The organism is Mycobacterium gordonae (genome assembly GCF_002101675.1).
In the GTDB taxonomy this organism is placed as follows: Bacteria; Actinomycetota; Actinomycetes; order Mycobacteriales; family Mycobacteriaceae; genus Mycobacterium; species Mycobacterium gordonae.
Genome location: NZ_LQOY01000071.1, coordinates 21,613 through 44,256, shown reverse-complemented (window position 1 = coordinate 44,256; position 22,644 = coordinate 21,613). Strand labels below are relative to the sequence as shown.

Annotated in this window: 43 protein-coding genes; all 43 read right to left on the bottom strand. The window is 61.9% G+C overall.

Annotation, left to right across the window (positions count from 1 at the left end; all coding sequences use genetic code 11):
* Positions 1-384: 384 nt before the first annotated feature.
* Positions 385-1,725, bottom strand: a complete 1,341-nt coding sequence (locus AWC08_RS11495; protein WP_244906495.1) for a terminase — start codon at positions 1,723-1,725, stop codon at positions 385-387.
* 82 nt (positions 1,726-1,807) lie between these two features.
* Positions 1,808-2,107, bottom strand: coding sequence for a hypothetical protein (locus tag AWC08_RS11490; protein WP_085087798.1), 300 nt, complete (start codon positions 2,105-2,107; stop codon positions 1,808-1,810).
* Positions 2,108-2,450: 343 nt separating this feature from the next.
* Positions 2,451-2,960: an AAA family ATPase gene (locus tag AWC08_RS11485; protein WP_085087807.1), complete on the bottom strand. Its 510-nt coding sequence runs from the start codon at positions 2,958-2,960 to the stop codon at positions 2,451-2,453.
* A gap of 266 nt (positions 2,961-3,226) precedes the next feature.
* On the bottom strand, positions 3,227-3,613 hold the full coding sequence (locus tag AWC08_RS39015) for an HNH endonuclease (protein ID WP_069435506.1): 387 nt from the start codon (positions 3,611-3,613) through the stop codon (positions 3,227-3,229).
* Between the two features lie 30 nt (positions 3,614-3,643).
* Complete coding sequence (locus AWC08_RS11470) at positions 3,644-4,267, bottom strand: hypothetical protein (RefSeq protein WP_069435507.1); 624 nt, start codon at positions 4,265-4,267, stop codon at positions 3,644-3,646.
* Positions 4,264-4,410, bottom strand: a complete 147-nt coding sequence (locus AWC08_RS36430; protein WP_156803213.1) for a hypothetical protein — start codon at positions 4,408-4,410, stop codon at positions 4,264-4,266. The genes AWC08_RS11470 and AWC08_RS36430 overlap by 4 nt, the downstream gene beginning before the upstream one ends.
* The gene (locus tag AWC08_RS11465) at positions 4,407-5,123 is read right to left on the bottom strand and encodes a hypothetical protein (protein ID WP_069435508.1); all 717 of its coding nucleotides are present in this window, start codon (positions 5,121-5,123) and stop codon (positions 4,407-4,409) included. Before AWC08_RS11465 ends, AWC08_RS36430 begins: the two co-directional genes overlap by 4 nt.
* Positions 5,120-6,127 (bottom strand): hypothetical protein, encoded by a 1,008-nt coding sequence (locus tag AWC08_RS11460; RefSeq protein ID WP_069435509.1) that lies wholly within the window; start codon positions 6,125-6,127, stop codon positions 5,120-5,122. The genes AWC08_RS11465 and AWC08_RS11460 overlap by 4 nt, the downstream gene beginning before the upstream one ends.
* Complete coding sequence (locus AWC08_RS11455; RefSeq protein WP_069435510.1) at positions 6,124-7,044, bottom strand: NAD-dependent epimerase/dehydratase family protein; 921 nt, start codon at positions 7,042-7,044, stop codon at positions 6,124-6,126. The genes AWC08_RS11460 and AWC08_RS11455 overlap by 4 nt, the downstream gene beginning before the upstream one ends.
* A 1-nt stretch (position 7,045) precedes the next feature.
* The gene (locus tag AWC08_RS11450) at positions 7,046-7,354 is read right to left on the bottom strand and encodes a hypothetical protein (RefSeq protein WP_069435511.1); all 309 of its coding nucleotides are present in this window, start codon (positions 7,352-7,354) and stop codon (positions 7,046-7,048) included.
* Between the two features lie 377 nt (positions 7,355-7,731).
* Entirely contained in the window at positions 7,732-8,466 is a 735-nt protein-coding gene (locus AWC08_RS11440) for a hypothetical protein (protein WP_085087795.1), read from the bottom strand.
* A gap of 205 nt (positions 8,467-8,671) precedes the next feature.
* Positions 8,672-8,938 carry a hypothetical protein gene (locus AWC08_RS11435; RefSeq protein ID WP_085087792.1) on the bottom strand — a complete coding sequence of 89 codons (267 nt, stop codon included), beginning with the start codon at positions 8,936-8,938 and terminating at the stop codon, positions 8,672-8,674.
* Positions 8,939-8,974: 36 nt separating this feature from the next.
* Entirely contained in the window at positions 8,975-9,229 is a 255-nt protein-coding gene (locus AWC08_RS11430) for a hypothetical protein (protein WP_069435595.1), read from the bottom strand.
* Between the two features lie 501 nt (positions 9,230-9,730).
* Positions 9,731-9,949 (bottom strand): hypothetical protein, encoded by a 219-nt coding sequence (locus AWC08_RS11425; RefSeq protein ID WP_069435596.1) that lies wholly within the window; start codon positions 9,947-9,949, stop codon positions 9,731-9,733.
* Positions 9,950-10,169: 220 nt separating this feature from the next.
* Positions 10,170-10,370: a hypothetical protein gene (locus AWC08_RS11415; RefSeq protein WP_069435598.1), complete on the bottom strand. Its 201-nt coding sequence runs from the start codon at positions 10,368-10,370 to the stop codon at positions 10,170-10,172.
* Entirely contained in the window at positions 10,367-10,726 is a 360-nt protein-coding gene (locus AWC08_RS11410; RefSeq protein ID WP_069435599.1) for a hypothetical protein, read from the bottom strand. The genes AWC08_RS11415 and AWC08_RS11410 overlap by 4 nt, the downstream gene beginning before the upstream one ends.
* A 159-nt stretch (positions 10,727-10,885) precedes the next feature.
* A complete protein-coding gene (locus AWC08_RS39010) occupies positions 10,886-11,008 on the bottom strand; it encodes a hypothetical protein (RefSeq protein ID WP_264073094.1) in 123 nt (40 codons plus the stop codon).
* A 48-nt stretch (positions 11,009-11,056) separates the two neighbouring features.
* Positions 11,057-11,716: a DUF7341 domain-containing protein gene (locus AWC08_RS11405; protein ID WP_069435600.1), complete on the bottom strand. Its 660-nt coding sequence runs from the start codon at positions 11,714-11,716 to the stop codon at positions 11,057-11,059.
* 2 nt (positions 11,717-11,718) lie between these two features.
* Entirely contained in the window at positions 11,719-12,117 is a 399-nt protein-coding gene (locus AWC08_RS11400) for a DUF7374 family protein (protein WP_142283530.1), read from the bottom strand.
* Positions 12,114-12,293: a hypothetical protein gene (locus AWC08_RS11395; RefSeq protein WP_085087786.1), complete on the bottom strand. Its 180-nt coding sequence runs from the start codon at positions 12,291-12,293 to the stop codon at positions 12,114-12,116. Before AWC08_RS11395 ends, AWC08_RS11400 begins: the two co-directional genes overlap by 4 nt.
* A complete protein-coding gene (locus AWC08_RS11390; RefSeq protein WP_159459984.1) occupies positions 12,290-12,538 on the bottom strand; it encodes a WhiB family transcriptional regulator in 249 nt (82 codons plus the stop codon). The genes AWC08_RS11395 and AWC08_RS11390 overlap by 4 nt, the downstream gene beginning before the upstream one ends.
* Before the next feature lie 92 nt (positions 12,539-12,630).
* Positions 12,631-12,954, bottom strand: coding sequence for an FDXHR family putative zinc-binding protein (locus AWC08_RS39615; protein ID WP_419196909.1), 324 nt, complete (start codon positions 12,952-12,954; stop codon positions 12,631-12,633).
* Positions 12,954-13,094, bottom strand: a complete 141-nt coding sequence (locus tag AWC08_RS36425) for a hypothetical protein (RefSeq protein ID WP_159459983.1) — start codon at positions 13,092-13,094, stop codon at positions 12,954-12,956. The genes AWC08_RS39615 and AWC08_RS36425 overlap by 1 nt, the downstream gene beginning before the upstream one ends.
* A 29-nt stretch (positions 13,095-13,123) precedes the next feature.
* Positions 13,124-13,435 carry a hypothetical protein gene (locus AWC08_RS11385; protein WP_085087779.1) on the bottom strand — a complete coding sequence of 104 codons (312 nt, stop codon included), beginning with the start codon at positions 13,433-13,435 and terminating at the stop codon, positions 13,124-13,126.
* Positions 13,436-13,779: 344 nt separating this feature from the next.
* Entirely contained in the window at positions 13,780-14,013 is a 234-nt protein-coding gene (locus tag AWC08_RS39610) for a zinc finger domain-containing protein (RefSeq protein WP_419196908.1), read from the bottom strand.
* Positions 14,006-14,617 (bottom strand): hypothetical protein, encoded by a 612-nt coding sequence (locus AWC08_RS38125; RefSeq protein WP_232008136.1) that lies wholly within the window; start codon positions 14,615-14,617, stop codon positions 14,006-14,008. Before AWC08_RS38125 ends, AWC08_RS39610 begins: the two co-directional genes overlap by 8 nt.
* Before the next feature lie 101 nt (positions 14,618-14,718).
* The gene (locus tag AWC08_RS35175) at positions 14,719-15,171 is read right to left on the bottom strand and encodes a hypothetical protein (RefSeq protein ID WP_142283528.1); all 453 of its coding nucleotides are present in this window, start codon (positions 15,169-15,171) and stop codon (positions 14,719-14,721) included.
* A 171-nt stretch (positions 15,172-15,342) separates the two neighbouring features.
* Positions 15,343-15,705, bottom strand: coding sequence for a DUF4326 domain-containing protein (locus AWC08_RS11380; RefSeq protein WP_085087776.1), 363 nt, complete (start codon positions 15,703-15,705; stop codon positions 15,343-15,345).
* The gene (locus AWC08_RS11375; protein WP_069435665.1) at positions 15,698-15,961 is read right to left on the bottom strand and encodes a hypothetical protein; all 264 of its coding nucleotides are present in this window, start codon (positions 15,959-15,961) and stop codon (positions 15,698-15,700) included. Before AWC08_RS11375 ends, AWC08_RS11380 begins: the two co-directional genes overlap by 8 nt.
* A complete protein-coding gene (locus AWC08_RS11370; protein ID WP_069435664.1) occupies positions 15,962-16,180 on the bottom strand; it encodes a hypothetical protein in 219 nt (72 codons plus the stop codon).
* Positions 16,173-16,790, bottom strand: a complete 618-nt coding sequence (locus AWC08_RS11365; protein ID WP_142283527.1) for a hypothetical protein — start codon at positions 16,788-16,790, stop codon at positions 16,173-16,175. The genes AWC08_RS11370 and AWC08_RS11365 overlap by 8 nt, the downstream gene beginning before the upstream one ends.
* Complete coding sequence (locus tag AWC08_RS11360) at positions 16,783-17,124, bottom strand: hypothetical protein (RefSeq protein ID WP_069435662.1); 342 nt, start codon at positions 17,122-17,124, stop codon at positions 16,783-16,785. Before AWC08_RS11360 ends, AWC08_RS11365 begins: the two co-directional genes overlap by 8 nt.
* Positions 17,125-17,290: 166 nt before the next feature.
* Positions 17,291-17,938: a DNA cytosine methyltransferase gene (locus tag AWC08_RS39605; protein ID WP_372513477.1), complete on the bottom strand. Its 648-nt coding sequence runs from the start codon at positions 17,936-17,938 to the stop codon at positions 17,291-17,293.
* 65 nt (positions 17,939-18,003) lie between these two features.
* Complete coding sequence (locus AWC08_RS35170) at positions 18,004-18,303, bottom strand: DUF6197 family protein (RefSeq protein WP_142283526.1); 300 nt, start codon at positions 18,301-18,303, stop codon at positions 18,004-18,006.
* Positions 18,300-18,608 (bottom strand): hypothetical protein, encoded by a 309-nt coding sequence (locus AWC08_RS11350; protein ID WP_069435320.1) that lies wholly within the window; start codon positions 18,606-18,608, stop codon positions 18,300-18,302. Before AWC08_RS11350 ends, AWC08_RS35170 begins: the two co-directional genes overlap by 4 nt.
* Before the next feature lie 612 nt (positions 18,609-19,220).
* Positions 19,221-19,388 (bottom strand): hypothetical protein, encoded by a 168-nt coding sequence (locus AWC08_RS36420; RefSeq protein WP_156803182.1) that lies wholly within the window; start codon positions 19,386-19,388, stop codon positions 19,221-19,223.
* A complete protein-coding gene (locus AWC08_RS11340) occupies positions 19,385-20,356 on the bottom strand; it encodes an AAA family ATPase (protein WP_069435322.1) in 972 nt (323 codons plus the stop codon). Before AWC08_RS11340 ends, AWC08_RS36420 begins: the two co-directional genes overlap by 4 nt.
* Entirely contained in the window at positions 20,346-20,552 is a 207-nt protein-coding gene (locus AWC08_RS11335) for a hypothetical protein (RefSeq protein ID WP_085087765.1), read from the bottom strand. Before AWC08_RS11335 ends, AWC08_RS11340 begins: the two co-directional genes overlap by 11 nt.
* Positions 20,549-21,022 (bottom strand): hypothetical protein, encoded by a 474-nt coding sequence (locus AWC08_RS11330; protein ID WP_069435324.1) that lies wholly within the window; start codon positions 21,020-21,022, stop codon positions 20,549-20,551. The genes AWC08_RS11335 and AWC08_RS11330 overlap by 4 nt, the downstream gene beginning before the upstream one ends.
* Positions 21,019-21,333 (bottom strand): hypothetical protein, encoded by a 315-nt coding sequence (locus AWC08_RS11325; protein WP_142283525.1) that lies wholly within the window; start codon positions 21,331-21,333, stop codon positions 21,019-21,021. The genes AWC08_RS11330 and AWC08_RS11325 overlap by 4 nt, the downstream gene beginning before the upstream one ends.
* Positions 21,330-21,911 carry a 3'-5' exonuclease gene (locus AWC08_RS11320; RefSeq protein WP_232008131.1) on the bottom strand — a complete coding sequence of 194 codons (582 nt, stop codon included), beginning with the start codon at positions 21,909-21,911 and terminating at the stop codon, positions 21,330-21,332. The genes AWC08_RS11325 and AWC08_RS11320 overlap by 4 nt, the downstream gene beginning before the upstream one ends.
* A gap of 14 nt (positions 21,912-21,925) precedes the next feature.
* Positions 21,926-22,180 (bottom strand): hypothetical protein, encoded by a 255-nt coding sequence (locus AWC08_RS11315; protein ID WP_069435327.1) that lies wholly within the window; start codon positions 22,178-22,180, stop codon positions 21,926-21,928.
* Entirely contained in the window at positions 22,177-22,458 is a 282-nt protein-coding gene (locus AWC08_RS11310) for a hypothetical protein (RefSeq protein WP_069435328.1), read from the bottom strand. Before AWC08_RS11310 ends, AWC08_RS11315 begins: the two co-directional genes overlap by 4 nt.
* Between the last annotated feature and the right edge of the window lie 186 nt (positions 22,459-22,644).

Below are 22,644 nucleotides of genomic sequence, written 5' to 3'. Positions count from 1 at the left end.
CCTGAGCCACCACCTCCTCGCCGAGGTGGTCCCGAATCAAGCCGTCACAGTGGTCCTGAGTCAGGTTGACATAGAGAGATACACGCCCACGCCGTATCAACAAGCCGACTCAACCCGTGCGCACCGTTAAAACCCCCCGCAATGCCCCACATCGGGGTATCCCACTGCGACGGCCACCCCGACCAGGGAGACGGCGCCGGGAACGGCAGGGACCGACTGTAGGTCTCCTCACCCTCCAACACCACCCCATCGGGGTCGCCGGGGTTGAAGTCCAGTCCGACACTTTCAGGGTTCTCGGTGGTGGCGTTCGGGACGACACCATCGAAAGATGGTGCACCGTTACGCAGCCACGTCCAAAATCCCAACCGTCACACCACCTTTCATCTAGTAGATCGCCGCTATCGGTGAATCAATCAAGCCCCACCGGTAAAACGCCGCCGAGCACGCCACCAGCGGCGAATCATCCACCTGCGGGTCTCGGCGGTCCCACACCTCCGACTCACCCGAGAAACGCGTTTTAGCGTTAGTCATCGCCACATACAGTTGCGTCTGGCCCACATGGGTGACAGCACCATCGGCCACCGCTACCTGGAACGCCGCGCACGCGGCACCCATGTCTGAAGCCGATAACGTCACGAAATCCACGCCCACACGCACCAAATCCGGCTGCAACGCCCGCGCCTGCGCCCCCGCCAACGCCACCTCAACCACATTGTGAGACCGCGACAACTCAGCAACCTTCTCCGCAACACCCGACAATCCGGCCATTGAGAAACACAGCACCACCGTGCGCTCGCCCGCTTCGCCCGCAACTCCGATACACGCCCATGAACGGTCCTGGGCCACCGCAACCGCCAACGCCACCTGGCTAGGCTCTGCCACATCAGGGTCAGCGGCAGCAGACCAGCGCTCCATGTCGAACACTCGCCCACCCGAAGCCGGCCAAATCCCCATCGCCTCACGGCGCCAGGCGTCGTCATCGGGGATGTTCTCGCGCATCCGCAGCATCGACTCCAACGGGGTGCGGTGCGGAAACGACGGATTCATCCGCGGCCACTGCGACTGGTCATCCGGGGACGCATCCGGCTCAGCGCCGATCTCCGCATACACCTGGTTGCCGCCGGTGAACACCGTCTGGCCCTCAGGTTTAAGTTTGAGCGCCTGGTTACGCTTGGCCAGGAACGCCTCTCCCGGGTCCGTTGGCCGCGGCGGCGTACCCAAAAAGAACAGCAGCCCGCCGTGGGGATGGCGGGCCTGGTTGACCGCCGGAACCATGTCCTCCAACGCCTTCAGCGTCAAAATCTGCGCCTCGTCGAACACCTCGACGTCCACAGCGTCCATCCCACGGCCGAAACCTTGCTCCCGGGCGCCAAACATTAGGATGGAGCCGTTTTTGAACCGGATCTCCTGCTCACCGTTGGCCGCCCGGATACCGTCGCTACGCGGCGAATGGTCCAGATGCGGATAGATCGCCCGTCGGCGCACCAATCCCTGAAGCGAACGGAAAGTGTTCATCGTCGTGCGGTTGTGATGCGACGTCCACACCGCTTTGAGTCCGGGAAACTCCAACGCCATGCCGATTATCAGCCCGCCAATTGTGAACGTTTTTCCGGTCTGGCGTGGAATCGACACCACCACACCACCGATAGTCGCTGCGTACTTGCCGTCCGCGCGGCAGCCCAGCGCCACCGACGCCAACCCCTGCTGCCAGGGGTCGAACTCCACCCCCGCACGCGACAACCGCCGCGCAATCCTCGGATAAACCGATGTCACAATCCCCTCGGGGATCACCAAGTGACGGGCGACCTCAGATAGCCGAGGCGTCGAAACTGCTGTCGACATCACCGCGGTCGGCCGGCGGGTCCTGGGCGGCCCGCTCGTCGAGGACCTCGATTTCCTTCGCGATCTCCTGCAGTCGGCGAGTCAACGCCGCCAGGTCTCGCGGGGGGCAGTCCGGGCTCGAGACCGCCTTGGCTACCCGCTCGCGCATCGCCAACAGCAGCTCGCGGTGGCTACCCGATGCAGCGGCGGCAGCGACGGTTTTCGGTGCGCTCGGCGGCGGCGGATCATTTGGACGAACCGCACGCAGCCCCGGCTTCTGAGCCATGACTGGCCTCCTTGATGTTTGCTGACGGAGTTTGCTGGGTGTGTTTGCTGGCGGCGCCTTTTCAATGGTCCGCTTCCCAACCCCCAGTTGTGGTCGCGTGAAAGGCGTTGCAAATACGCCACTTTCGCGGCCCCCTAAGTGCCTGAAAGCTGTTGTGCCACAACCACTTTGGGTACCCCCAGGGGTATGGGGTATACCCCCCCGTGGGTAAAGGAAAAAACGGCGGAGGGAGATTTGACAGGAGAGGGAGGAGTCAGAACGCGCCTACTTAAAAAAACGCGAATCTTGTTGTGCCTCAACGATTTTCGGATGAGCGACTTCCGTTGTTACACAACACTTTCGGTTACCCGCCCATCTCCCGTCCATGCCCACCATCATCATGCTGGATTGAGGTGAAGAACCGCAGTGCCGGCGCATCGCTGTCGTGTTTGCTGGCACTGTCGGGAAGTTTGCTGGCGTCACCTGGGTGTTTGCTGGCGTACCACTGCTTGGCTGCCTGCATGATGCGCCACGGACGTTCGACCTTGCATCGCGCCATGACGATCTCCTCACCGGGATCAATCGTGATGACCTCAGCACCATGCGATCGGTATATGTCCATGAGTGCGGCACTGGGTGTGGAGTGGATGACGTACACCGCGTGGTTGCCAGGCTGGGTGAGAGCTGTGTCGATGGCAGCTTGTCTGGCCGCCTTAGTGACGGCTTTGATGTGCTGCGGGTGATCATGTGGGTTTGGTCCAGGTGGGCTTAGCGTGTTGGCGATTGCGTCGAAGTCGATAGTAATGTCTCCGGGCTGCGCGTGTTGGCGTACCCAAGTGGATTTCCCTGCGGCTGGTGGCCCGATGACGAGGATGAGGCGGCCGGTATGTGGTTGCTTGGTGTTGCGTCCGTTGGTGGCGCGGTTGCAGCGGCGGTGCTCTGGGCCGCGGTATTGGGTGCGGTCGTGGTCGTCGTGGCCGAGGTCCCACGGTTCGCTGGGGTGGATGGGGTGTGCGCAGCGCCAGCAGACGGCTTTTCCTGCGGCGACTATGGGTTTGTAGTGGGCTCGGATTTTCTGGTGGGAGTTGCCGTATCCGCGGCGAGTGGTGTTGGAGTGTGCCCTTGCGCGGCCTGGCATCGTCATCCAATTAGCGCGAGCTGGTCGCCGTGTCCGGTCCAGCTCTTGGTTGCGTTGCACTTCCAGTGCGCGGCCTGGACGTTTACGTAGGTGTTCGGTCCGCCTAGTTTGATGGGCACCACGTGGTCGACTACCGCGCTCATGGGGTGTGGATGTTGAAGGCGTTTGTCTATCTTCTTACGGCAGATGCCGCATTTCCAGCCGTCGCGTTCGAACACGGTGGCGCGCTTGATGGGTTCGTGTCGGTGGCGGCGTTTGGCTGCCAGTAGGCGGTTGGGGCCTGGGCATAGCTTGTGGACGCACTGGCCGGCAGAGACGAACGCTGAGATCACGTCGTTGATGGGTTGTCTGCAGGCAGCGCATTTGACCGGGCGGTTGGAGAGCGGCATGGGAGGGGCCTTCGCTTGCGGATTGTGCTGTTATCGGTAGTCGACGTATTCGGTTGAGCCGGCGTATTTCTCCGCTACAGCTCGTCGGTGTGCTGCGGTGTCGGCTCGTTCTTGTGCGGTGACGGTGGAGGGTGTTTGGCGGGTGTAGTCCAGGGCGTGCCAGACACCGTGCTTGGCGGCGGTGAGGTCGGTGAAGGGGTGTGTGGTGAGTCCGGCGTTGTGGATTCGTTGTGACCATTCGGCGTGTTCGCCGCCCCAGCGGCCGAATTCGGTGCGCATGCCGCCGATGGTGTCGATGACTGTGCGGTGGGCGTAGAGGAGGACTCCGCGGGGCCAGGTCCAGGTGGTGTAGTGGCCGTCATCGTTGATGAGTCGGCGTGCGCCCCAGCAGTGCATGAGGTGCAGGGCTGGGTCTTCGACGTATGGCCGCCACCATTCGGCTTTGATGGGGGTGAGGTCGTCGTCGGCGAGGAAGAGGTGTTGGCAGCCGGCGTCCATGAGTGTGGCGATACCGCGGTTTTTCGTCGCCGCTACACCGTGTCCGTGGACGTCGTGGGTGACGGTGAGGATGTCGGGTAGGTATTTCGCCCACTGCCGTAAACCTCGGGAGAGGACGTCGGGTCGTTGGTGGGTGGAGATGGCGACACCGATCACTTCAGGCGGACTCTCTCCACCCGGCCGTTGATGATGCGGCGCTCCCACACTTTGCGGGGCTGGTAGCGGGTTTTCATTTCGGCGAACTTGGCGGCCAGTATGGCTTTCGCCTCGTCGGACAGCTCGTCGGTCAGCGGGTTCATCGTTTGCCTGTGGTCAGTTCCCGGACTTGCGCTGCTGTGGTGGCCCGCCGGTAGAGCTGGTGGCGGCGGCGGTTGGCTTCGGTGGCGGCGTGTTCACGTGGGGGCACGTCTGCGCCGCCCCGAAACGATCCTCCGGCCTTCCAACCAGGTGTGTGCCACAGATGCACCCCAGGCCCGGATATGAACCGGGTAGGCGATTCTGTGGCGATTTCGAAAGCGTGGGACATGGCGCGGTCGTCATAGCCCCAACCTTGGAATTTCTCATCCCAACGGCCCACGGCGGTCATTGTTTCGGCGGAGACGACGTTCACGGCGCCGACGGAGCGCCCTTGGGGCATCACATAGTCGGGGGTGCAGTCGTGAGGGGTGGCGCCGTTGTGGACGCGGGTGGTGTCTTCACGGGTGAGGTAGCGGTAGATGGTGAACGGGACGATCAGGCCCGGTTGGGTGGCGGCGTCGATGGCCTGCTGTAACTGCTCAGGGTTGATGATCATGTCCGCCTCGTAAAACACGTACACATCCGAGCTGGGGTGTTGGCGTATGCCGGTGTTGTAGGCGGCTGAGCGGTTGAATGGTGCGCTGCCGGAACGCCCGTCGGGGGTGACGACCACGGGTGCAATGTCGATCTTGGAGAGGTGGCTGAGGACGGTGTTGAGGTTCGCTTTGCGCCACGGGTCGCCCTTGTCGCGGAAGGGGACGATGATGACGGTCATCGTAGGACGGTGGGTCGCCCCGGTTCGTGCCGCAAACTGTCGACCAGCCTTGTGCGGCCGTTGCCGCGGAACCCGATGTGCGCGCACACCGCCCTTGTCGGCTCGGGGAGAGGGCCGGGGTTGGTGAAGTCGCTGCGGGACAGATACTCGCGCGCTAACTCTGCGTACCCGGTACGCCACCTCGACAGTTGTTCGTCGGTGGGGTTCTGCGGCCCGTAGGACAGGTGCGCGGCGGTGAATCCCTGCATGATGATGCGGCGGCGGGTCTGGAACACCCCTTCGTCGCCGAACCGTTTACCCCAGTTACGCATGTTGCGGCCCGCCAAAGCCGGAGGGTGCGGGGTTCCGATTGTTTTCAGGATGTTCGTCAGGAACTCCCAGTCGTATCCGACGGCGTTGATCGACAACCAATCCTCGGTCGGCACCAACGTGATCGGCTGGTCCAACACCTCGTCGTGGTGGTGGCGCATGTAGGTGTGGGCTGCGTCGGCGAAAGCGTTGCTGCGGTGGATATCCAGCAGTGGGATGCCGAGTTTGGAGAACTCTGACCACAGTTTCGGTGTCAGGGGTGTGCAGGCGCCGTTGTTGATGGTGTTGGCGACCAGTGAACACCCCCGGTGGGTGTCGATGGCCTCAATGAATTTCCCGAACCGTCCGGTTTCGAGGAACGTGATGTCGTCGTCGAGTTTGACGAACAAATGGTCCCGATATTCGGGGTTGGCGTAGTGGTTGTAGGCGGCGTTGTGTTCGTTGGCGCCGAACTGCACCGCCCCGGGGGCGTTGGTGGGGGCCGGGGAGTCGAACCCTTGTTCGGCTGGCCCGTTCCACACGGTGATCCGTTCACCTGTGATGGTTTTGATGTATTCGCGGTCTTCGTCGTTGCGGGCGAAGTTCCACAGGTGATACTCAACGTTCGGGTGGTCTTGCAGGATGCGGTGCGCGAACGGCAACTGCAGCTCGAGGTTCGGTCGGCGGCCGGCGAAAACGAACACAATGACGTTCACAGTGTTTTCATCTCCGTAATCCCATCGACCAGTTGGATTCTGGGACTCCACCCGATGAGGCGTTTCGCGCGGCCGATGTCGGCGTGAGTTGACTTCAGGTCGATACGGCGCGGCGGGAGGTGGGTTTGGTTCGGGGAAATCATGTCCGCCAACTCTTTGACGGTGTGGCGTTGACCGGAGCCGATGTTGACCGGCAAACCTTCGGAGTTCTTCACCAAAGCCATGACGTTGGCGCGCGCCACATCCGTGACATGGACGAAGTCACGCGACTGGCTGCCATCACCCTCGATGGTCAACGGTTCCCCCGCACAGTATTGGCGCAGGAAGATTCCCGTGACCAGGGCGTAAGCGCCGGTGGTGGGCTGGCCGGGTCCGTAGACCTGGAAGTATCTGAGCACGGTCGCTTTGATCCCGAACGTGACAGCGAACGCCCGAATGAGTTCTTCGCCGGCGAGTTTGGTTGCGGAGTAGGGGCTTTGGACCGCAGGAAGGTCGTGTTCACTCTGCTTAGGGCGGCCACGTAGGTAGGCGCCGTTGCCGTAGGCGGTGGAGGAGCCGGCGTAAACCAACGCCAAATGGGGGGCGGTTTTCGCGATGGCGGCGAGGATGTTCGCGGTCCCCAGGACGTTGGTTTCTGTGGAGGCGATGACGTTGTTCGGGTCGCTCAACGACGGTAGGACGCGGCTGTCGGCGGCCAGGTGGATGACGCCGTGGCGGCATCGGCTGACGAGGTCGGTGACGACTTCCTGATCACGCACATCGGCGTTGACGAACGTCACCCGCTCCCCCAAGTCGGTGTATTCGCTCAGGGAAAGGTTGTCGAGGCAGCAGATTTCCGCCGTCGGATACTCCGCTTTCAAAGCGGTGATGGTGTGGCGGCCGATGAAGCCCATGCCGCCGGTGACGAGGTAGTCCATGTCAGGGCACCAGTTCGCCGAGCATCACAGCGGGTTTGTCGTCAGGGTCGGCCCAGTGCGCCGACTGTAATTGCCAGGTCCAGCGTTTCTCCGGCCCCGCCAAATGCAGAAAAGTGTGGTCTTCAGCTTGAGTGACGGTGGTGGACAGACTGTTATCAATGTGGGGTTGTTCCCGCAGAACCTCGACAGCGTCGGCGGCGATCACCACCAACCGGGGGGGTTGGCTGCTGTTGAACACCAAGCTGGAGTCGATGTCACCCAACGGTGAGGTGATGCGGCCGTCTGTGGTCATGCGCAGTTCGACGGACATTTAGTCAGGCCACCTTCCGATAAGAATTTCTGGCCCCTGCCCATCCCACCAGTGGGCGTCGAACAGTTCCCACGTCCATCGGTGCCCGTTAAATTCCTTGTGCACGAATACGCGTTCGTCCACCACGGTCGCGGAGTCAATATCCCCGTATGGCCCAATGTGCGGTTGGAACTGAAGCAGTTGCGCATGTTCGGGCGTAATCAACATCAGATGCCGAGGTCCGCCCTCACGGAGTGGGTCTGCGCTCGTGTTCTCTAAAATGCCCCACTCGCAAACTAGTTCATGCTGGCAGGACGCCTTTTTGCGCTTCGTTACGATCAGGCCATCGGAAACTGGATGCGGTGTCCCACAACGGCAATCGCCCGTTACCGCCATTCTCAGTTCGACGGACATTCGGCCTCATATCGACTCGGGGTGGGGAACATGGTTTTGAACCGGGCGCCGAAGTACATCCGCCATGACGCGTCGTCGGTGGAGTGGAACGGTGCGTGGATCGGCCCCGGTTTGCTCATCTTGCAATCACGTGTTGCCTGCTGGCCGCCGATGTTGTTGACGTTGCCGTACAGGCTGCGCCATTGCGGTGGGTTCTCCGGTGTGACATCAACGAACTTTTCGAGGGTTTCCGCCATCAAATGTTTGTTGACCACGAACGGGGTGTGCAGTTCGTAGCTCAGCGGTGCGTCGTAGCCGAGTTGACGCAAACAATCCAGTGTGGTGCGCAGCGACGTCGCCCACCACCCGCCAGGGTTTTGGCGGAGCTTCGGAATCCGCAAATGCTCCACCAGCAGGCCCCGGTACTGGGTGGGGATCTCCGTCACCGGTTCGGTGACGAAGAAGTCATCGTTGAACACCACGAACTCGTCCGGGGTGTGCGGGTGCCGGCAGGCGGCGAGGATGTTGTGGAACACGTTGGCGTGCCGGAACTGTTGGGTGTTCCCGGGAATATGGTGGACCCACGTCATCCACGGTGGCCGTTCTCCAACAATCCACACCCGGCCGTGGGGGTAGTTCGCCTCGACACTGCGCAGCGACCACCGGAGTTCTTCGTTCACCACGCCCGGGCGGACCGGGTAGACGATGTCGAGGAGCTTCCGGGGGTCGGCTAAAGTCATAGACGACACCCGCTTCTCCGCGTGGGGTTTTCAGATTCGGTAGCCGGTTATCGTCACGGCACACACCCTGAGGGTGTCATCCAAAATTATTTGTGGGTCACCAAAGACACCTCTGACACAATAACCCGCCACCTGCGGATTCGCACGCACTCACTGCACCGGCGTGGCGGCGTGTCGTCAAGTCCCATAGGAGCCGGTTCTTCTGTCAGGTAGTGGTTTGCCCGGTGTCGGGTTCGTACTTCGCTTTGAGGCGCGCTAGCTGTTCGCGTTCGCGGCGCTCGCATTCCTCGGCTCGCTGCATTTCAACGAGGGTGTTGTAGCCGCTGCGGGCTTTGGCGTAGCAGTTGAGGAACCATTCCTCGATGCGGGTGTCCATGCCGCCAGGGTTGTTCCAGTTCAGCGATGCATCCCAGTCGAAGTCCTGGCCGTAGATGCTGAACTTGACGTCAATTTCAAACCTGTGGTCGCTCATCGTTGCCTCTCCTGTAACTCACCGGGTAAGTGGTCTTTACGTCAGCCCGCCGGGGAATCGCGGCGACACCGCGTAAATGGTGGTCCGTCGCTCGTCGGCGTACCAGTTGACCTCAATCGTGCCGTCTGTATTGGCGAGCGTCACTTCATGCCAAGCTGGGCCACGGCTCCAAACGTTGCGCTCAACGCGGTAAACCTTGTCATCCCAGATGATCAGGTGGCCGACGCGCAGGTCTTCGACTGCGGTCGAGGCGTTGGCGATTAGCGCGTTCAATGTGTGCTGTTCAGTCATGCTGAGTATCCCTTCTTAATGTCGGGTGGCAGTTTGCGGTGTGTGTGGTCAGGTGTCTCCACTCGCCGCGCTCGTAGTAGCGCCACCGGCCACACTTCGGGCACGTGCCGAGGTCTGGGATCACGTAGGGGTGTTCACTCATATCCTTACGTTAACTGCCGATTTGCTAGCGGCAGTCGCCGCAGCCACCACCGTTGCAAGTCGCACACCCCCCAAACTCGCGGCTGATGTAGCGGCCATCGCCAAGGTCTTCGTCTATCGCGTTCTCTGCCTGGTAGTTCTCCCAGAACATTTGCGCGTCTGGGTTCATCCAATCCGCGCCGGTCCAATCGGTTTTCACCGTTCCTCCGTTCTTACGTCAGGTAGTGGTTTGCTGCGGCGGGTGCGCTGGACACTCGGGGTTCCACTCCATCTGGCTCCCCGGTTCGACGGCCCCGCAGTGGGTCGTCCAATACTTCGGGTCAACCCAGAAGCATTCACACTCAGGCGTTTCGCTCATAGTCAGGTAGTGATTTGCCAGCGGTCGGCCATGGCCGCCAGGTCGGTCGCCAGACTGGGGAACTCGGCGGCGCATGATTCGGCGTATGCCCGAAGTGCAGCGACCGCGTGGGGGTCGTGTTCTTCTAGAACGAAGCATTGGCCGATTGGCTTGCCGTTGACCTTCTCGACGCGGTACTTGCCGTACAGGCCGCGCTGGGTGTCGGGGTCGGTAATTGTCATTGCTACTCCTGTGATTTCGTGCCGTGTGGGATTTCTTACGTTAGGTAGTGGTTTGCTCGGGCTGCGCGGTCGCAGTGTTGGTCGGTGATACATTCCGTTGCAGGCGCATTCCGCACGGGCCGTAGCTGTTTCGACAGTCGTCGCTGCAGTAGTGGCGGTCTGCGCGGTTGGTGGTGAAATAGTCACCACACTCAGGGCAGGTGCGTCCGATGATTCCCATTTAGGTCAGGTTGCGCTGGGACATGATGCGTTGCTCCGCCGCCTTGGCGAAGGGGTGCAGCTTGTCCAATGCCTTCGCAACGTCCTCGCGATTCATCGTTGAGTCGACCAGGCCGCGATGGTGCAGCAAGCTCAGGATTGAATAACTACTGACCAACGCCTCAAGCAGCGCGGGATCGTCTCTCTGTGCGTCATCACTCATCGTTGCCACTCCTGTATCTCGCAGATGACGTGGTGCCCTTTACGTTCCGCGCAGTTTTCGAGTGCGTAGTCGGCGCGGACGGGGTTCTCGAATACGGCGCTGATCGGCACGTACACGAAGCCTGATTTGTGGTCGCGGTAGTTCGGGTGCTCGCGGGTCACATGGTCACGGCGGCACACGAGGTATCCGGCTGGTGGTGGCCGGTTCTCCCCGGCCGCGATAGCGCGTATTGCGTCCTGCACTCTGGCGACAGCCCGCTCACGGGGATCGAACAGGTAGCGTTGCGCGGCTGGCCCGATCCACGCACCGATGAACGTGTCGAGTTCGTGAAGCGCCAGGTCAGTTGCGTTAGTCATACTCGCCTGTCGCCTCGTCGTGAAGGTTCGTTACGATCTTGCGTCTCATCCCCGGTCGCTCCCGCAACTTGTCGTCCAGGGGGTCGCGGCCAAACTCAGGGCAACGGCATTCCAGGCATTGGCCATCGTGGACCTGATGGCCGCCGCAGTCATAGCACCTCATGGCAGCCCGTGGGCATCGCGTGTCTCGCCGCAGTAGGTCGCATCGGTCCCGTCGCGGCGGTAGGTGCATTCGTCGTCGTCGGGGTGGCCCTCGACGGGCTGGAAGTCGTGGTCAAGCATTTTTGCTCCTTTGCTGGCTACCGATATGCAGGCGCCGTGTCAGGTTGGTCATGTCTCGATGACCCCCTCGATTTTTGGGCACCCGAGCAGCCGGCCGAGGAACGGCAGTTCCCGACGGTCCCAATGCTCCCCGCAGTTATTACACGTGGCGGAGCAGTCGTCGGGGCCGTTGATGTCGATGCGCAGCGCGGGGCCACGCACATACTCCCCTTCGTCGTTGAGGCGGCGGGCTATCTTCGCCTGGCAGTGAGGACACGGCCCGTCGAGGAACTTCGGGGGGACAGCGAATAGCTTGTCGACAGCGGCGGCGAGTCTGACGAGTTCTTTCGTGAGTTCCTCGATGATGTCGGTGTCTTGGGGCCGCCACTTACGGGCGTCGATGATGCGGAACCGTTGAACCGTCGGATAATCATCGCAGTCACTGATAGGCCAGTGGGGTTCGTGCCTGTGCGCAAGTGTGTCGATTTCGATGAGGGCAGCCAGGGCAGCCACCCACAGCGGGGCCTGCGATTCCGGTTTCCCGCGGCTGCTGCCGATCCGTTGGGCGTCGATAGCTTCACGGAGTTCGTGGTAGAGAGGGTTGAGCCAATGAGTGTGCCCGTCGAGGTGTTGTGGGCGGGGATCAATCAACGCGGAGATAGCGTCCCCCAGGAGGCGTTTGGCTTGGGGGAGATTCCCATCCGTCGGAATAGGGCGGGTAGCGGTCACAGTCACAGGGCCTCCGGGTCGTCTTCTGTCAGCGGCCGTTTCCAGCCGTCGATGGCGGTGCAGCTGTGACACCAGGAGCAGTCGTCTTCGGAGTCAACGAAGATGGCGGCCACGGCTGCCGCGACTGCGTTCATGTCGAGGCCCGCGCCGGATGCGTCGACCATGTCCATTTCCCGGTCTACGTACGGCCCCATGCCTTCTTCGGATTGGCGTTCGAGTTCCGCCCAGATGGTGTCGGCGATAGTGGCGATGAGTTGGTCACGGTCCGACGGGGGCGGTGGTGACGGCTTCGGTTGGGTCCACATGCAGCCGCAGACGTCGCAGCGCTCTAAGCCTGTGAGAAGGCCGTCATGGTTATCCCAGAGATACCCACAATGCGGACAGATGTCGGTGTTGCTCATGCTGTTCCTCCCGCTGAGCCGTCGCGGTGTGTCGCTTCAGACCACCAACCGGCGTGCCTCGTTATCTCGTCCATCAGCCAGAAGATGTCGGTCCCTGCCTCTTTGGTGATATGGCGGAACCGGTGGCCGAACTCCGCGTTCAAAGCATCCAATTCGTCCGGGCTTAGGTCGCTCATGGTGTTCCTCCTGCCACGTGGCGCAGCATCTTCAGCGCCGCTGACCTACCGCCTCCCATGCCCGGTATCCACACCCCCGCGTAGAAGCCCATCGGCATGTCCCGGACAGCGTGTTGGGCGCATTGGCGGCGGATGGGGCAGTCGTTGCAGACGGCCCGCATCTGGGACTGGTGGAACGGGCTTGGGGCGGTCTCTGCCACCCACGGCAGGCCGGGTCGGAGGGTGCAGGCGGCGGCGGCGTCCATCGTCCCCAACGTGGAAGGCCCCGTTTTACGCCTCCGTGGGGCTGTGTAGCGCCCGTTGGCCCGTTCGGTGGGTGTGGGCATGGGTATGACACTCACTGCGCCTCCCACCGTGTGTCGTCACCAGGAAGCCCCCAGCCGGACCAGTGCGGCTTCTCAGCCCGGACGAGGCGGTGTTCGCCTTTCTGGTTGACGATGTCGGCGGGGTCGCTGCACTGGCCGCCGACGCGGTGGATGTCGAACGCGGACAGTCCGGTGAAGGTCCTATGACAGCCGGAGCAGTGACAGGCAGACAGCCCCGTCCAACCCGCCCCACACCCGGCGCACGTGATGAGGTTTGGTGGCCTCGTTTTGCCGTCGCATGAAGCCGTGGAGCGACGAACCCCGGTTTCCGCGTGTGGTTGGGTGGGCAGCGGCATCACAGCGTCTCCTCGGTGGTTTCGTCGGTTAGGTTCAACATCGCCTTCAGGTTGGCGATGAGCCGGTCCCAATCCAGGTCCTGCACGGTGGCTTCACGCTTCGCCGCGGCCTGCTTCCGTGCCTTCCCCGAGTTCTTCACAGCGTTAGCCCGCTGCAAAGCAGACAACCTCACAACGCCTCCCCAGGAAGAAGTTCGCGCTGCCCCGCGTCTATCGCGACATCCCCAGACTCCGGGCTCCACACCTCGAACAGCGTTCGGAACGCTTCGCTGTAGCTATCCGCCATGACCACCACGTAGTCGCGCATTTCAGCCTTGACGAAGTGCCGCTCCCTCGGCGGGAGCATGTAGCGATAGTTGAGCCAGTCTGGTCGCTCGGCTTCCATGCGAAGTTCGACCTCGGTCAGCGACTTCGATGCGAGGAGGTAAAACTTCCCGGCGTCCTGTCCGCCAACCATCACAAAGTCTGGGCGCTCGCTCATGCTTGCTCCTTCGGCATGGTTCCTGCCCCAGCCTGCAAGTTCGTCAGCCACGACCTCGGGTCACCCTCAAACGGCACCCTGCAAGCCACGGAGCACGGAGCCCACCTGACTCGGTCATCACAGTGGGAACACACACGCAAATGCTTCAAAGGCATCGGTTCGTCCCCTTCACCGCGCGCACTCGAACTGGCAACGGCACCAACCTCGGAGGAAGCGGTCGCAGTCTGGCCGCCAAGACAGCACCTGAGCGAAGGTCCCGAACGATGTGATGGGCTGCCGCTCGCCGGGATGCCAGACGTACCAGAGGTTGTCGTGCTTTCGGATGGTCCATTTCGTGGGTGCGCTCACTGTTGCTCCTTTGCTTTTGTGGCGTCTTTGATGCGTCCCTGATGAGCCGCCGCAGTAATCCGCTTCGGGCACGGCATCTTCCGTTCATTGCCCGACTCATGCCGACAGAACTCCCCAGCCAGCACATGACAACTCGGGCAGTCCAACTCAAGGACGTCTGTGTCGACGTACGCCTCGACAACGGCTCCGCGAGACCTTGAGTGGCCCGGGCCGGTTGCGTACTCAGGCATGTGCAGACTCCCGCCCGTGCTTGCACCTAAGAGCTGGCTCAACCGGCTTCTTGTCCGGGCCAATAACCCAGCCCTCGTCGCAGAGGGTGCAGTCGGCTTCGGCCTTCGCCGCTGCGGCGCGTGCGGCGCGCTTGCGCTCAAGCTCGTCGGTCTCGGCTAGGGCTGCGTGTTTCTCGTCCCACTCGCGGCGGCGCTTGCACTTTCGGCAAGGGCCGTCGTAGTTCTCTTCATGGTCGGGGCACTCGGGGCGGGGGCCGTCAGCGCCTACCTGCGTAACTCCCCCACCTAAATCAACCAAAGAGTTATTGGTTTGGTTTGGTTTGGTATGGACCAAGCGTTCGGTGTGACGTACGCCGTCCGTCACGCGTGACGAACACTGTGACTCACGGGATTTTTCCTTGCGCTCGCGGGCCTTCTGGCGAACATCGAGAACATGCGCTTTGGTACACCAGGGCTTCCAGTCATGGAACCAAAACCCATCCTCGCCATCCTTTTCGCCAACTCGCCACAGTTGAGCTTCAACCAACCTGCGCGCCTTAGCTAACCCTTTCGGCTGCTGCTTGACCCACCGCTCTGGAACGAAACCGTCAGTCAAATACGCCATGCAAAATGCGCCTGCGCGAGCCCACAAACCGAGCGCTTCATCGCCTGCGCGGGCTGCTTTCGGATGGCTATGGAAGGCGTCATCAACGGGAAACCAGGGCATCAGGCGCTCAACCCAGCAAGGTTCCGCCGCGGTTTAACGTCGATGATGGCCTTGCGCTCCCACAGAACTGCTATGCGATTCAGGGCGCTCCTGGGGTCGCTACCGAATCCTTTGCAGGTCTCTTCTGGGTGGGATTCGCATGAGACGACGTACAGGTTCAGGTGGGCTACCTCCGGCCACCACGTCTTTCTTTTGTGCTTCTCGAAGCGGTATGAGGGTTGGGCAGCTTTGCCGAAATACACTGGCTCTCCGGCAGAGTCGAAGAAGTGGTAGATGTAGCTGCGATGACTACTTCGCGGAACGCAAGACGGGGTTTTGTCCAGCTCCCGCATGGCCGCTGTCGACGGCGGCGGGGCATCGCTGAATACAAGCCTGGGTAAGTGGTTGAGCATCAGGCGGCGTTCGTATTTGAACACGCTGTTGAGTGCGGGTGAGCGCCAAAACTCAGCCATCAGCCGGTTGCCTCCTGTTGTGGTTCGTGTCGTGTAGCCACAAAAACGACATGACATGGAGAACAGCGAGGACGGCCGGCGGAGTACCGTTCCTTGCCGCAATCAACGCAAAGGAAGTCCACGTAGCGGCGATGGGCATCGTCCCGGGCCTGCTCGTCGGTGTAGTACGGCTCAGGCATGGTCCACCACCGTGGGGTGAAAGATGGGGCTGTTGGCGACATACAGCAAGACGTCGCCGTGGCAGGGGACACCGGCGGGGCACCAGCAGGCCAGGTCGCGGCCGTGAAGCTCGTTGAACACGTCATCGGTGGTGATGGCAAGCTCGTCATTGGTCAGGGCTTCGCGGTATAGGCGGACCGCGAGAGCGCGAGCTGTTCCGGGCTCTGCCAGGTGCTCACGCCCAAGGTGGTCTATCAGTGCGTGTTGATTCAGCAGCCGGAACGGGTTGCCCCACTTGCTCGGCCGGGCAACAACAATCGCGCCTTCGGGTTTCCGCCAGCCTTTGGTTCGGCGTAGCTGTATCCGGCTAGGCATCAGCAACCGCCTCTACAGCGTCAGCAGCAGCCTCGGCGGCTTCCTGTGCGTTAAGGATGGCAATCAGCGCGTCCCGGTCGTACCGGACAGTGGCGTACGCCCCTTCGGGAACCGCCACGATGGCGACGCCTTCCAGAGACAGCAACACATCAGCGAAATGCCATGCCACCTGGCCTCGTTTCTCGTCGTCGTCTTCGTAGCCGTGCTCGTCTATCTCGGCGGCGAGTGCTTCGGCGAGTTTCGCGCGGACGTCCATTCAGCATGTCTCCCCGGGCGCGAGTGGATATGCGTAGCGGCCCTTCGGAACTGGCACCGCCCACACGATGGGGTGGTATTCGGTGTGAATCGGCAAGCCATCCTCGACGACCTTGTTGATCTCGTTGGCTTGACGCACCGCGTCGGCGTAGTCGGTGGCGGGCATGATGTCGTCGGGGCCGAGCACGTGGACGGTCCACTCGTCGTTGTTGTCAGGCATTGTTAGTCTCCTGTGGTTCCCAGAGAATGAATGCCGGCAGCGGAACATCTTCCGGCGCTGTCCGTTCGCCTTCGGTTGTTGTGGCGTCGAAGTCGTTCCATGTGCCGTCGTCGTTGAGCTCAAAGACGGCGCCGAAGCTGGGTGCGCCGATAGCCCGAATGAGAACACCGTTGATTAGGTCCGGCCGCGGCTTGAGTGCTTTGAGTTGTTCGACGGTTGCGATGCGGCGTTGTTCCAGTTGTGCCCGTGTGGTTTTCAGCTCGGCAACCAACTCAGGGAGGTGCTCAGACGCCCAGTCACCGAGCCATACAAGACCCGTGGGGACCGGCTCGTGGTAGTCGGGTCCGGGTTGTTCCCACCGAAGCCGCAGTACACGGTCGGCCTGGTCGGTGATGTCGTCACTCATTGGTGTTGTCCCCTCCGCTGCTCGTTTCCTCGCTGCTGCCAGGACCTCATACACGTCCTGCCGTTCAATGCGTTCCGCAGGGGTGTCCGCCCCGAGGTCGTCACATGGGTTGGTGAGCCAGGTCAACCCGACAGCGGGGCGTATCCCGGCTGTCTCGAAGATGTCGAGGACAGCGTTAGCGACTTGCCAGAACTGTTCACTCATTGGTGTTGTCCTTCCGTACCCACCCAGACACCAGCCGGGACATAATGTGGCGCTTCAGGGATGAGTGGCGCTTTGAATCAGAGTCAGCGGCGAACATCGCGTCAAGTTCGGCTACGCGTTCCCGCGCCTCACGCTCACTGCCATAGGCTTTCGGAGCAAAGTCGCCTAACTGCCACCCCCACTGCTCGGTGAGTCCGAGTGCGGCTGTGTGTGCGTCGATAGCAGCCCGGGCACGCTTGTAGTACGGCTCCCGCTCCTCCTGAGTTAGTAAGTCCCAGTAGTAATCGTCAGCCTCTTCAGCTATCGCCCGCGCTACTGCGTCTACGGTGTCCATCAGCTTGCCTCCCTGCACGAACCCCACCGGAACCCCTCCAACTCCTCACGAAGCCCAGCGTTTTCGGTTTCCAACTCCATCAGTCGAATCACAAGCTCCGCGTTCTCATCCCGCAACCGGTCCACCTCAGTGGGTTCGGGGGGTTCAGGGAGGGAATCGAAAGCAATCACGCCGCAGCCCCAATCGCAGCAAGGAGCTGAGCGCCGATGTACTCCGATACCTGTGGGACTACAGCGTTTCCAAGGGCATAATTTCGGTCCACCCGTCGGGGAACCCCATCAGCCACTCGGTGTGGTTCGGGTTGCGCCGCCCAGTGATGTAGGTGCCGTTGCGCATCGCCGTCTTGCGCGCATTCGACCCGCCGGCCGAACAACTGCCCGCGGCCCGCGGGGTGGGCCACCAGGAACAGTCGTCTCCGCAAGTGTGGGGCGCCCACCGAACATGCCGATACACAGTCCCATTCGACATCGAGCCCGAGGTCGGATAGGTCGCTGAGGATGATTGAAAATGCTTCAACATCCCTAAGCAGCGCGGCGACGTTCTCTGCGATGATGTATCGAGGTCGAACAGCGTCAACGACGTCGCGCATCCAAGGCCATCCCCACCGCTCATCTGTGATTCCTTTGCGTCGTCCGGCGAGGGAGAACGGCTGGCAGGGGAATCCGCCGCAGATGAGGTCGACATCGGGTCTGGGCTCGCTTTCCCACCACTCAACCGCGGTGCGTACATCGTCGTGTCGGGGAACGTCAGGCCAGTGCTTGGCGAGGACTTTCCGGCAGAACGGGTTGATCTCCACCTGGCCGACCACATTCATCCCGGCGCGTTCTAGGCCAAGCTCGAGGCCGCCTATGCCGGCGAACAAGGAGAGGACGTTGAGGGTCATGACAACCCCGCAATCGCTTTCTCAAGCACGTCCTCGACGTCTTGTTGTGTGCGGCCGGGTGCTGACTCCCAGTAACTTATTAACCCCAGTGGCTGACCGAGAGCCTGGGAGATGGCTTGTCGTGCGGCTTTGTTCGCGTCGTCGCGTTCCCTGCCGATAGGGGTTGACTTGTTGACCGCATAATTCACCGCGGCCCGGAGCGCATACGGCCCTACCAGTCCCCACCCGTTGGGTTTCCAGCCGTCACGGCGAATTACATCAAGAGTGGCCTGGAGGATGGACTCGGTGTCGCTCATGACTCGGGTACCTCCACAGAACGCCGGAGGGTCATGCAGACCCACCCCGGCACTTCTTGGTCTGTGAATTCGGCGCGCCAGCCGTGTCGCATCGCGATAAGGTCGGCCTGCTGTGCGTTCTCAGCCCTAATCGGTTGTCCATTTTCGTAAGGGCTGATCATGAAACGCCCTAACGTGGCGTCCAACAGGCCCATCTCGTAGCCAGCCGTAAAGGCGTCGTCGTCATGCGGGCCGCCCTTGGATTGCACTGGAAGGAACGGCATCACGAGGTCGTAGTTGGACTCGTCTTCAGGTTTGTCGCTCATGCGACTACCCCACTACCCGGGTAGTCCTCGAGGTTCCCGAGATCGTCAAGAGTCACCAACGAGCCGCGGTATAACACCGGAACCTCCCGGGGGTCTTCTGTGCTTCGCACCGACCAACCCTTCAGATAGGACTCCGCAGGATGCTCAGTGATGTAGCCGTGGCATCCCGTCGTCCCGGAGCCGCAGACCGCCAACAGATTTGAGAGTTCATCACCGCCAGCCTGGGACCGGTTCTTGCGGTGGTGAGCGTTGGTGGGGTAAGCGAGCCCGCACACCTCACAAGCACCATCAGCCCTCTGACGAAGTGCTCCACGGACTTTCGTCGAGATGGTCACTTCTCTGAACACCTCCGGGGCTGGTGATGCGCCAGTCTGGTGATGCGCCAAGCCCACGTCTCAGGCTGTCCACCGCACCACTCCCAAAGCCGCCCCTGGTCGTCCACGAATGTGCGGTCAGGCACATTCGTACTGCCTCGCATCATGTCGCCGCTAATGACGATCATCTGCCGCAGCTCGTCCTCGGCCTCTGCAAGCTGTTTCCGAAGGTAGGCGATGCGGTCGGTAATGCCCTCCATGCGCCCGGTTACTACGTCGGGGTGCCGAATCGTCTTACTCATATCCATGTCGGCCCCTCCATCAAGCCGCCGCAGTTGGCGCAGTAGATCGAGCCGTCGTACTGGTGGAACTCCTGCCTCAGCTCGCATTCAGGGTCGTGATTGCGATCGACTAGGATTGCGCGGTCGATGATGGTGCGGCGTACACCTGGGGAGAAACCAGTCACGCGGCCTCCTTCTTCAGTGTGTCGAGGAAGTTGAACACCGCGGTCGGGTCAAGTGTTGTCTCCAACTCCTCCCCCTGTTCGGCGTAGAACCGTTCCGCGACAGGCTTGTACGGCAGTTTCTTCAGCCGCAGGAAGTCCCCTAACGCCGCCCGCGCCTGGTTAGCCAACGCGATTTCGTCAGAGACCAGATCCGTCAATTCGCGGGCTTGTGCGGCTTTCGGGTCGATCTTCAGCACCTCGAAAATCAGGTGCTCCAACGTGAAGTTCGGGTACCTGCGCGGCTTGTCCACCCCCGGCCGAAGACCGGCGTGGACGGAGCGGCAACCCACCACTGTGGGTGGTTCATCCCTAGATAGCCTGACCCACACCGACGCGTCATAGGGGAGGGTTTTATGCCCTTCCACGCGATACTCTTTCGCGTTCGGAATCGGCTTCCCATCGGCGTCGAGGGCGGCGACTTCCTTACCCCTAGCAGTCATCACGACGATGCCGGGGAAGGTCATGAGGAGCCGCATCAGGTGGTGGTGGCGGTCGCCGGCGTCGTTCCACAGATTCATGGACGGTTTGATTTCGGCGTTCGGGTCCTCACGGAGTTTCCGTTGCGCGAACTTCGATTCCCGGGCGCGTTTCGACGCCCAGTCCTTGAGCATCTCCCACTCGGCGGTCATGGAGTCGATGATCAGAACCACCGGCCTCTCCGATGTCGCTGCAGCCGCGTGGATTTCGGTGACCTGCCCGATGATGTCGTGCCACGTGCCATCATGGTCGACCACCAGGTAGTTGGCGCCGGGGATGGCGGCGTACTCGTCAGCTGCACCCTCCCCGAGGTCCAGCCAGTAACACTGGCCGAGTTTGTCGCAGCCGGTGAACTCCGCCGCCGCATAGGATTTGCCGACCTTCTCCCCACCTTCGATGAGGATCAGCGGCCACGGCGGAATGCCGCTGGGTTTGCGGGTCCTAATCGCCATCCGGCATCCCCTCCACCTGCTCTAACACGGCGTTCAGGCAGGCTGGGCAGCCTGATTCCAACAGCCCGTGTGGTGTGGCGTTGTGCATCCCCTCCCACTGTGGTTGGGGGGTGACCAGCCATTGGTAGACCTGGTCGCCCATCTTCTGTTTGGCGAGGTCGAAAATCTGCTGCTTACCGGGGCCGAGGAGATTCACACGGCCTCCCTGGCTAGCCGCCGCACCCACCCCAGGAGTTGTTCCTTGGTGGCGTGGATGTTGATGGCGCACAATGCGATGACGGTGAGTTCCTGCAACTTCCTGCGGTCCAGCCGCGACAGCGTTCCCCAAGCCACGAGTGGATCCTCGTCCCGGAGCACCGAAGCCAAATACAAAGCCAAATCGGCTCCCGCCTCTAAATCCTCCGCGCGTTCCTCACTGACTGACGCCCCGTCGTACAGCAACGGTCGTTGGGGTGGTGGGGGTTGGAGTCGGTGGCGTTGCACCGTCCTGTCCGAAACCCCTAACGTGACAGCGATTTCCTCCGCTGACTGGCCTACCTGCGTCAAATGCTGCACCTTGCCCCGGAGTTCGTAGAGGTCGCGGTAGGTGTCGAAGTGCCGCAACTCGCTCCTCGCTGCGCGGAGGGCAGGGTGTTTCTCGGCGGGATGCTCAACAGCCAAAGTCACAGTGACACCTCTTTGCGCCAACCCTTTTCGACCATCGCCTTAGCGGTGTGGAGGTGCGTTCCCGGACTCACGACAAGTCCGACGCGCAGTCCGACGCTCAGGAGGTCGCAGGCGAGCGTATTGACCTGCGCATCCAACTCGGCCTGCTCCCGCTCCTCGGCTTCCTGGTGCTCTGCTTCGTTCCGTAAATCCGAGGGCCGCCACCACCCGTCAGGCTGATACGAGTCCGGGTGGGCGGTGTTGAACTCTTCCAACAGGTCAGCGGCATAACGCATCCGAGCAGACCGGGTCGACAAATCCGGGTCGCTCATGCCGCACCACCCACGCGCGACGGTAGGGAATCGAGGTTGTGCGCGTAGTAGCCCTGAAGTTTGCGGAAGCACTCAGCGGTTGCTCGGGCGTCCCCCAATGCCGTGTGCTCGCCGTCCATCTCGACGTCGAGCGCATCACAAACCTGCTTCAACCCGACCAGTTCATTCGGGGCCAGCAGCAGCGCGGGGCCGGCGTAGGCGGCGAGGTCGGCTAGGCGGTGATGCCAAACCTCCCCCATCGGGTGGACCCAGCAACCCGTAACGAATTCTGGCTGCGGATAGCGTCGGACCAATGCGGCATCAAAGGACGGGTTACTACCCGCGAAAGTGTTTCCCTGCAACATCACGGCAAGGTCGGTAAAGGCACGCGACGTGGCTTCACTCAACAGCATCTCGCGGAACAGTGCCCGCTCGTAGTAGCGGTTGACGTGCAGCGCCTCTGGCGAAGCCTCCGCCAACTGCTCGGCGCTGACATACGGCACGAACCGAACTTCCTCACCGGTTGCGACGTTGACGGCGGCGATTTCCAGGATTGCGGCGGAGTTCGGGTTGAGTCCGGTGGTCTCGGTGTCGACCACGATGAGTTGCCGAGTCATGCGGCACCGCCGGCTGCGTTCCACATAACCCGGAAGTGGGCGGGGGTGGTGGGCCATCCCCCAAATACGGCCCTGCGGGCTTCTGGGGACATGTCGTTACGCAGCTGCGTGAAAATGGTGTCGTGCTGCCACGCCGGCCTACCGGTGAACGCCGACCCCAACACCCGAAGCGCGGTCATGTCGGCGGCGAACCGCTTCTGGTCGTGGCGGTCAGCTAGGACACGTGTCCAGCCGCCAATCGTCCTGCTCATGCTGTCTCTCCTTCGATGTTCGCTGCAGAACCCGACACGTCAGCCGACACAGCGAAATTCGGGCGCGGCGAAGCCAACACCTCCTGCCCCCTACGAACCAACTCCCGCAGCGTGTGCTCAGACATGTCCAGCCGCAGGTTCTTGAACCGGACCTCCACGGTGGGTTCGTGGCCGGGGCGTTCGGAATGCCAGGAGGAGTAGCGGCGTATCCCGATGAGGTCTCCGAGGGCGAACTGGACGTGGGCGGCGGTCGCGTGCGCCAAAGTGGTGCGGCTCATGCGACGACCCGCGGTGCGCCAGAAGCCATCCCCGCCCGCACAGCGGCGTCAATCTCGTCCCACTGTGCCGCGTTCACGCCGAGGGCTAGGGAGAGGAAATCCACGACGTAGCGGCCTGGTTCCCCGATGACTCTCCTCACATTCGGAGGAATCTTGAGAGGTACCGATGCGTGGGCGAACGCCGGG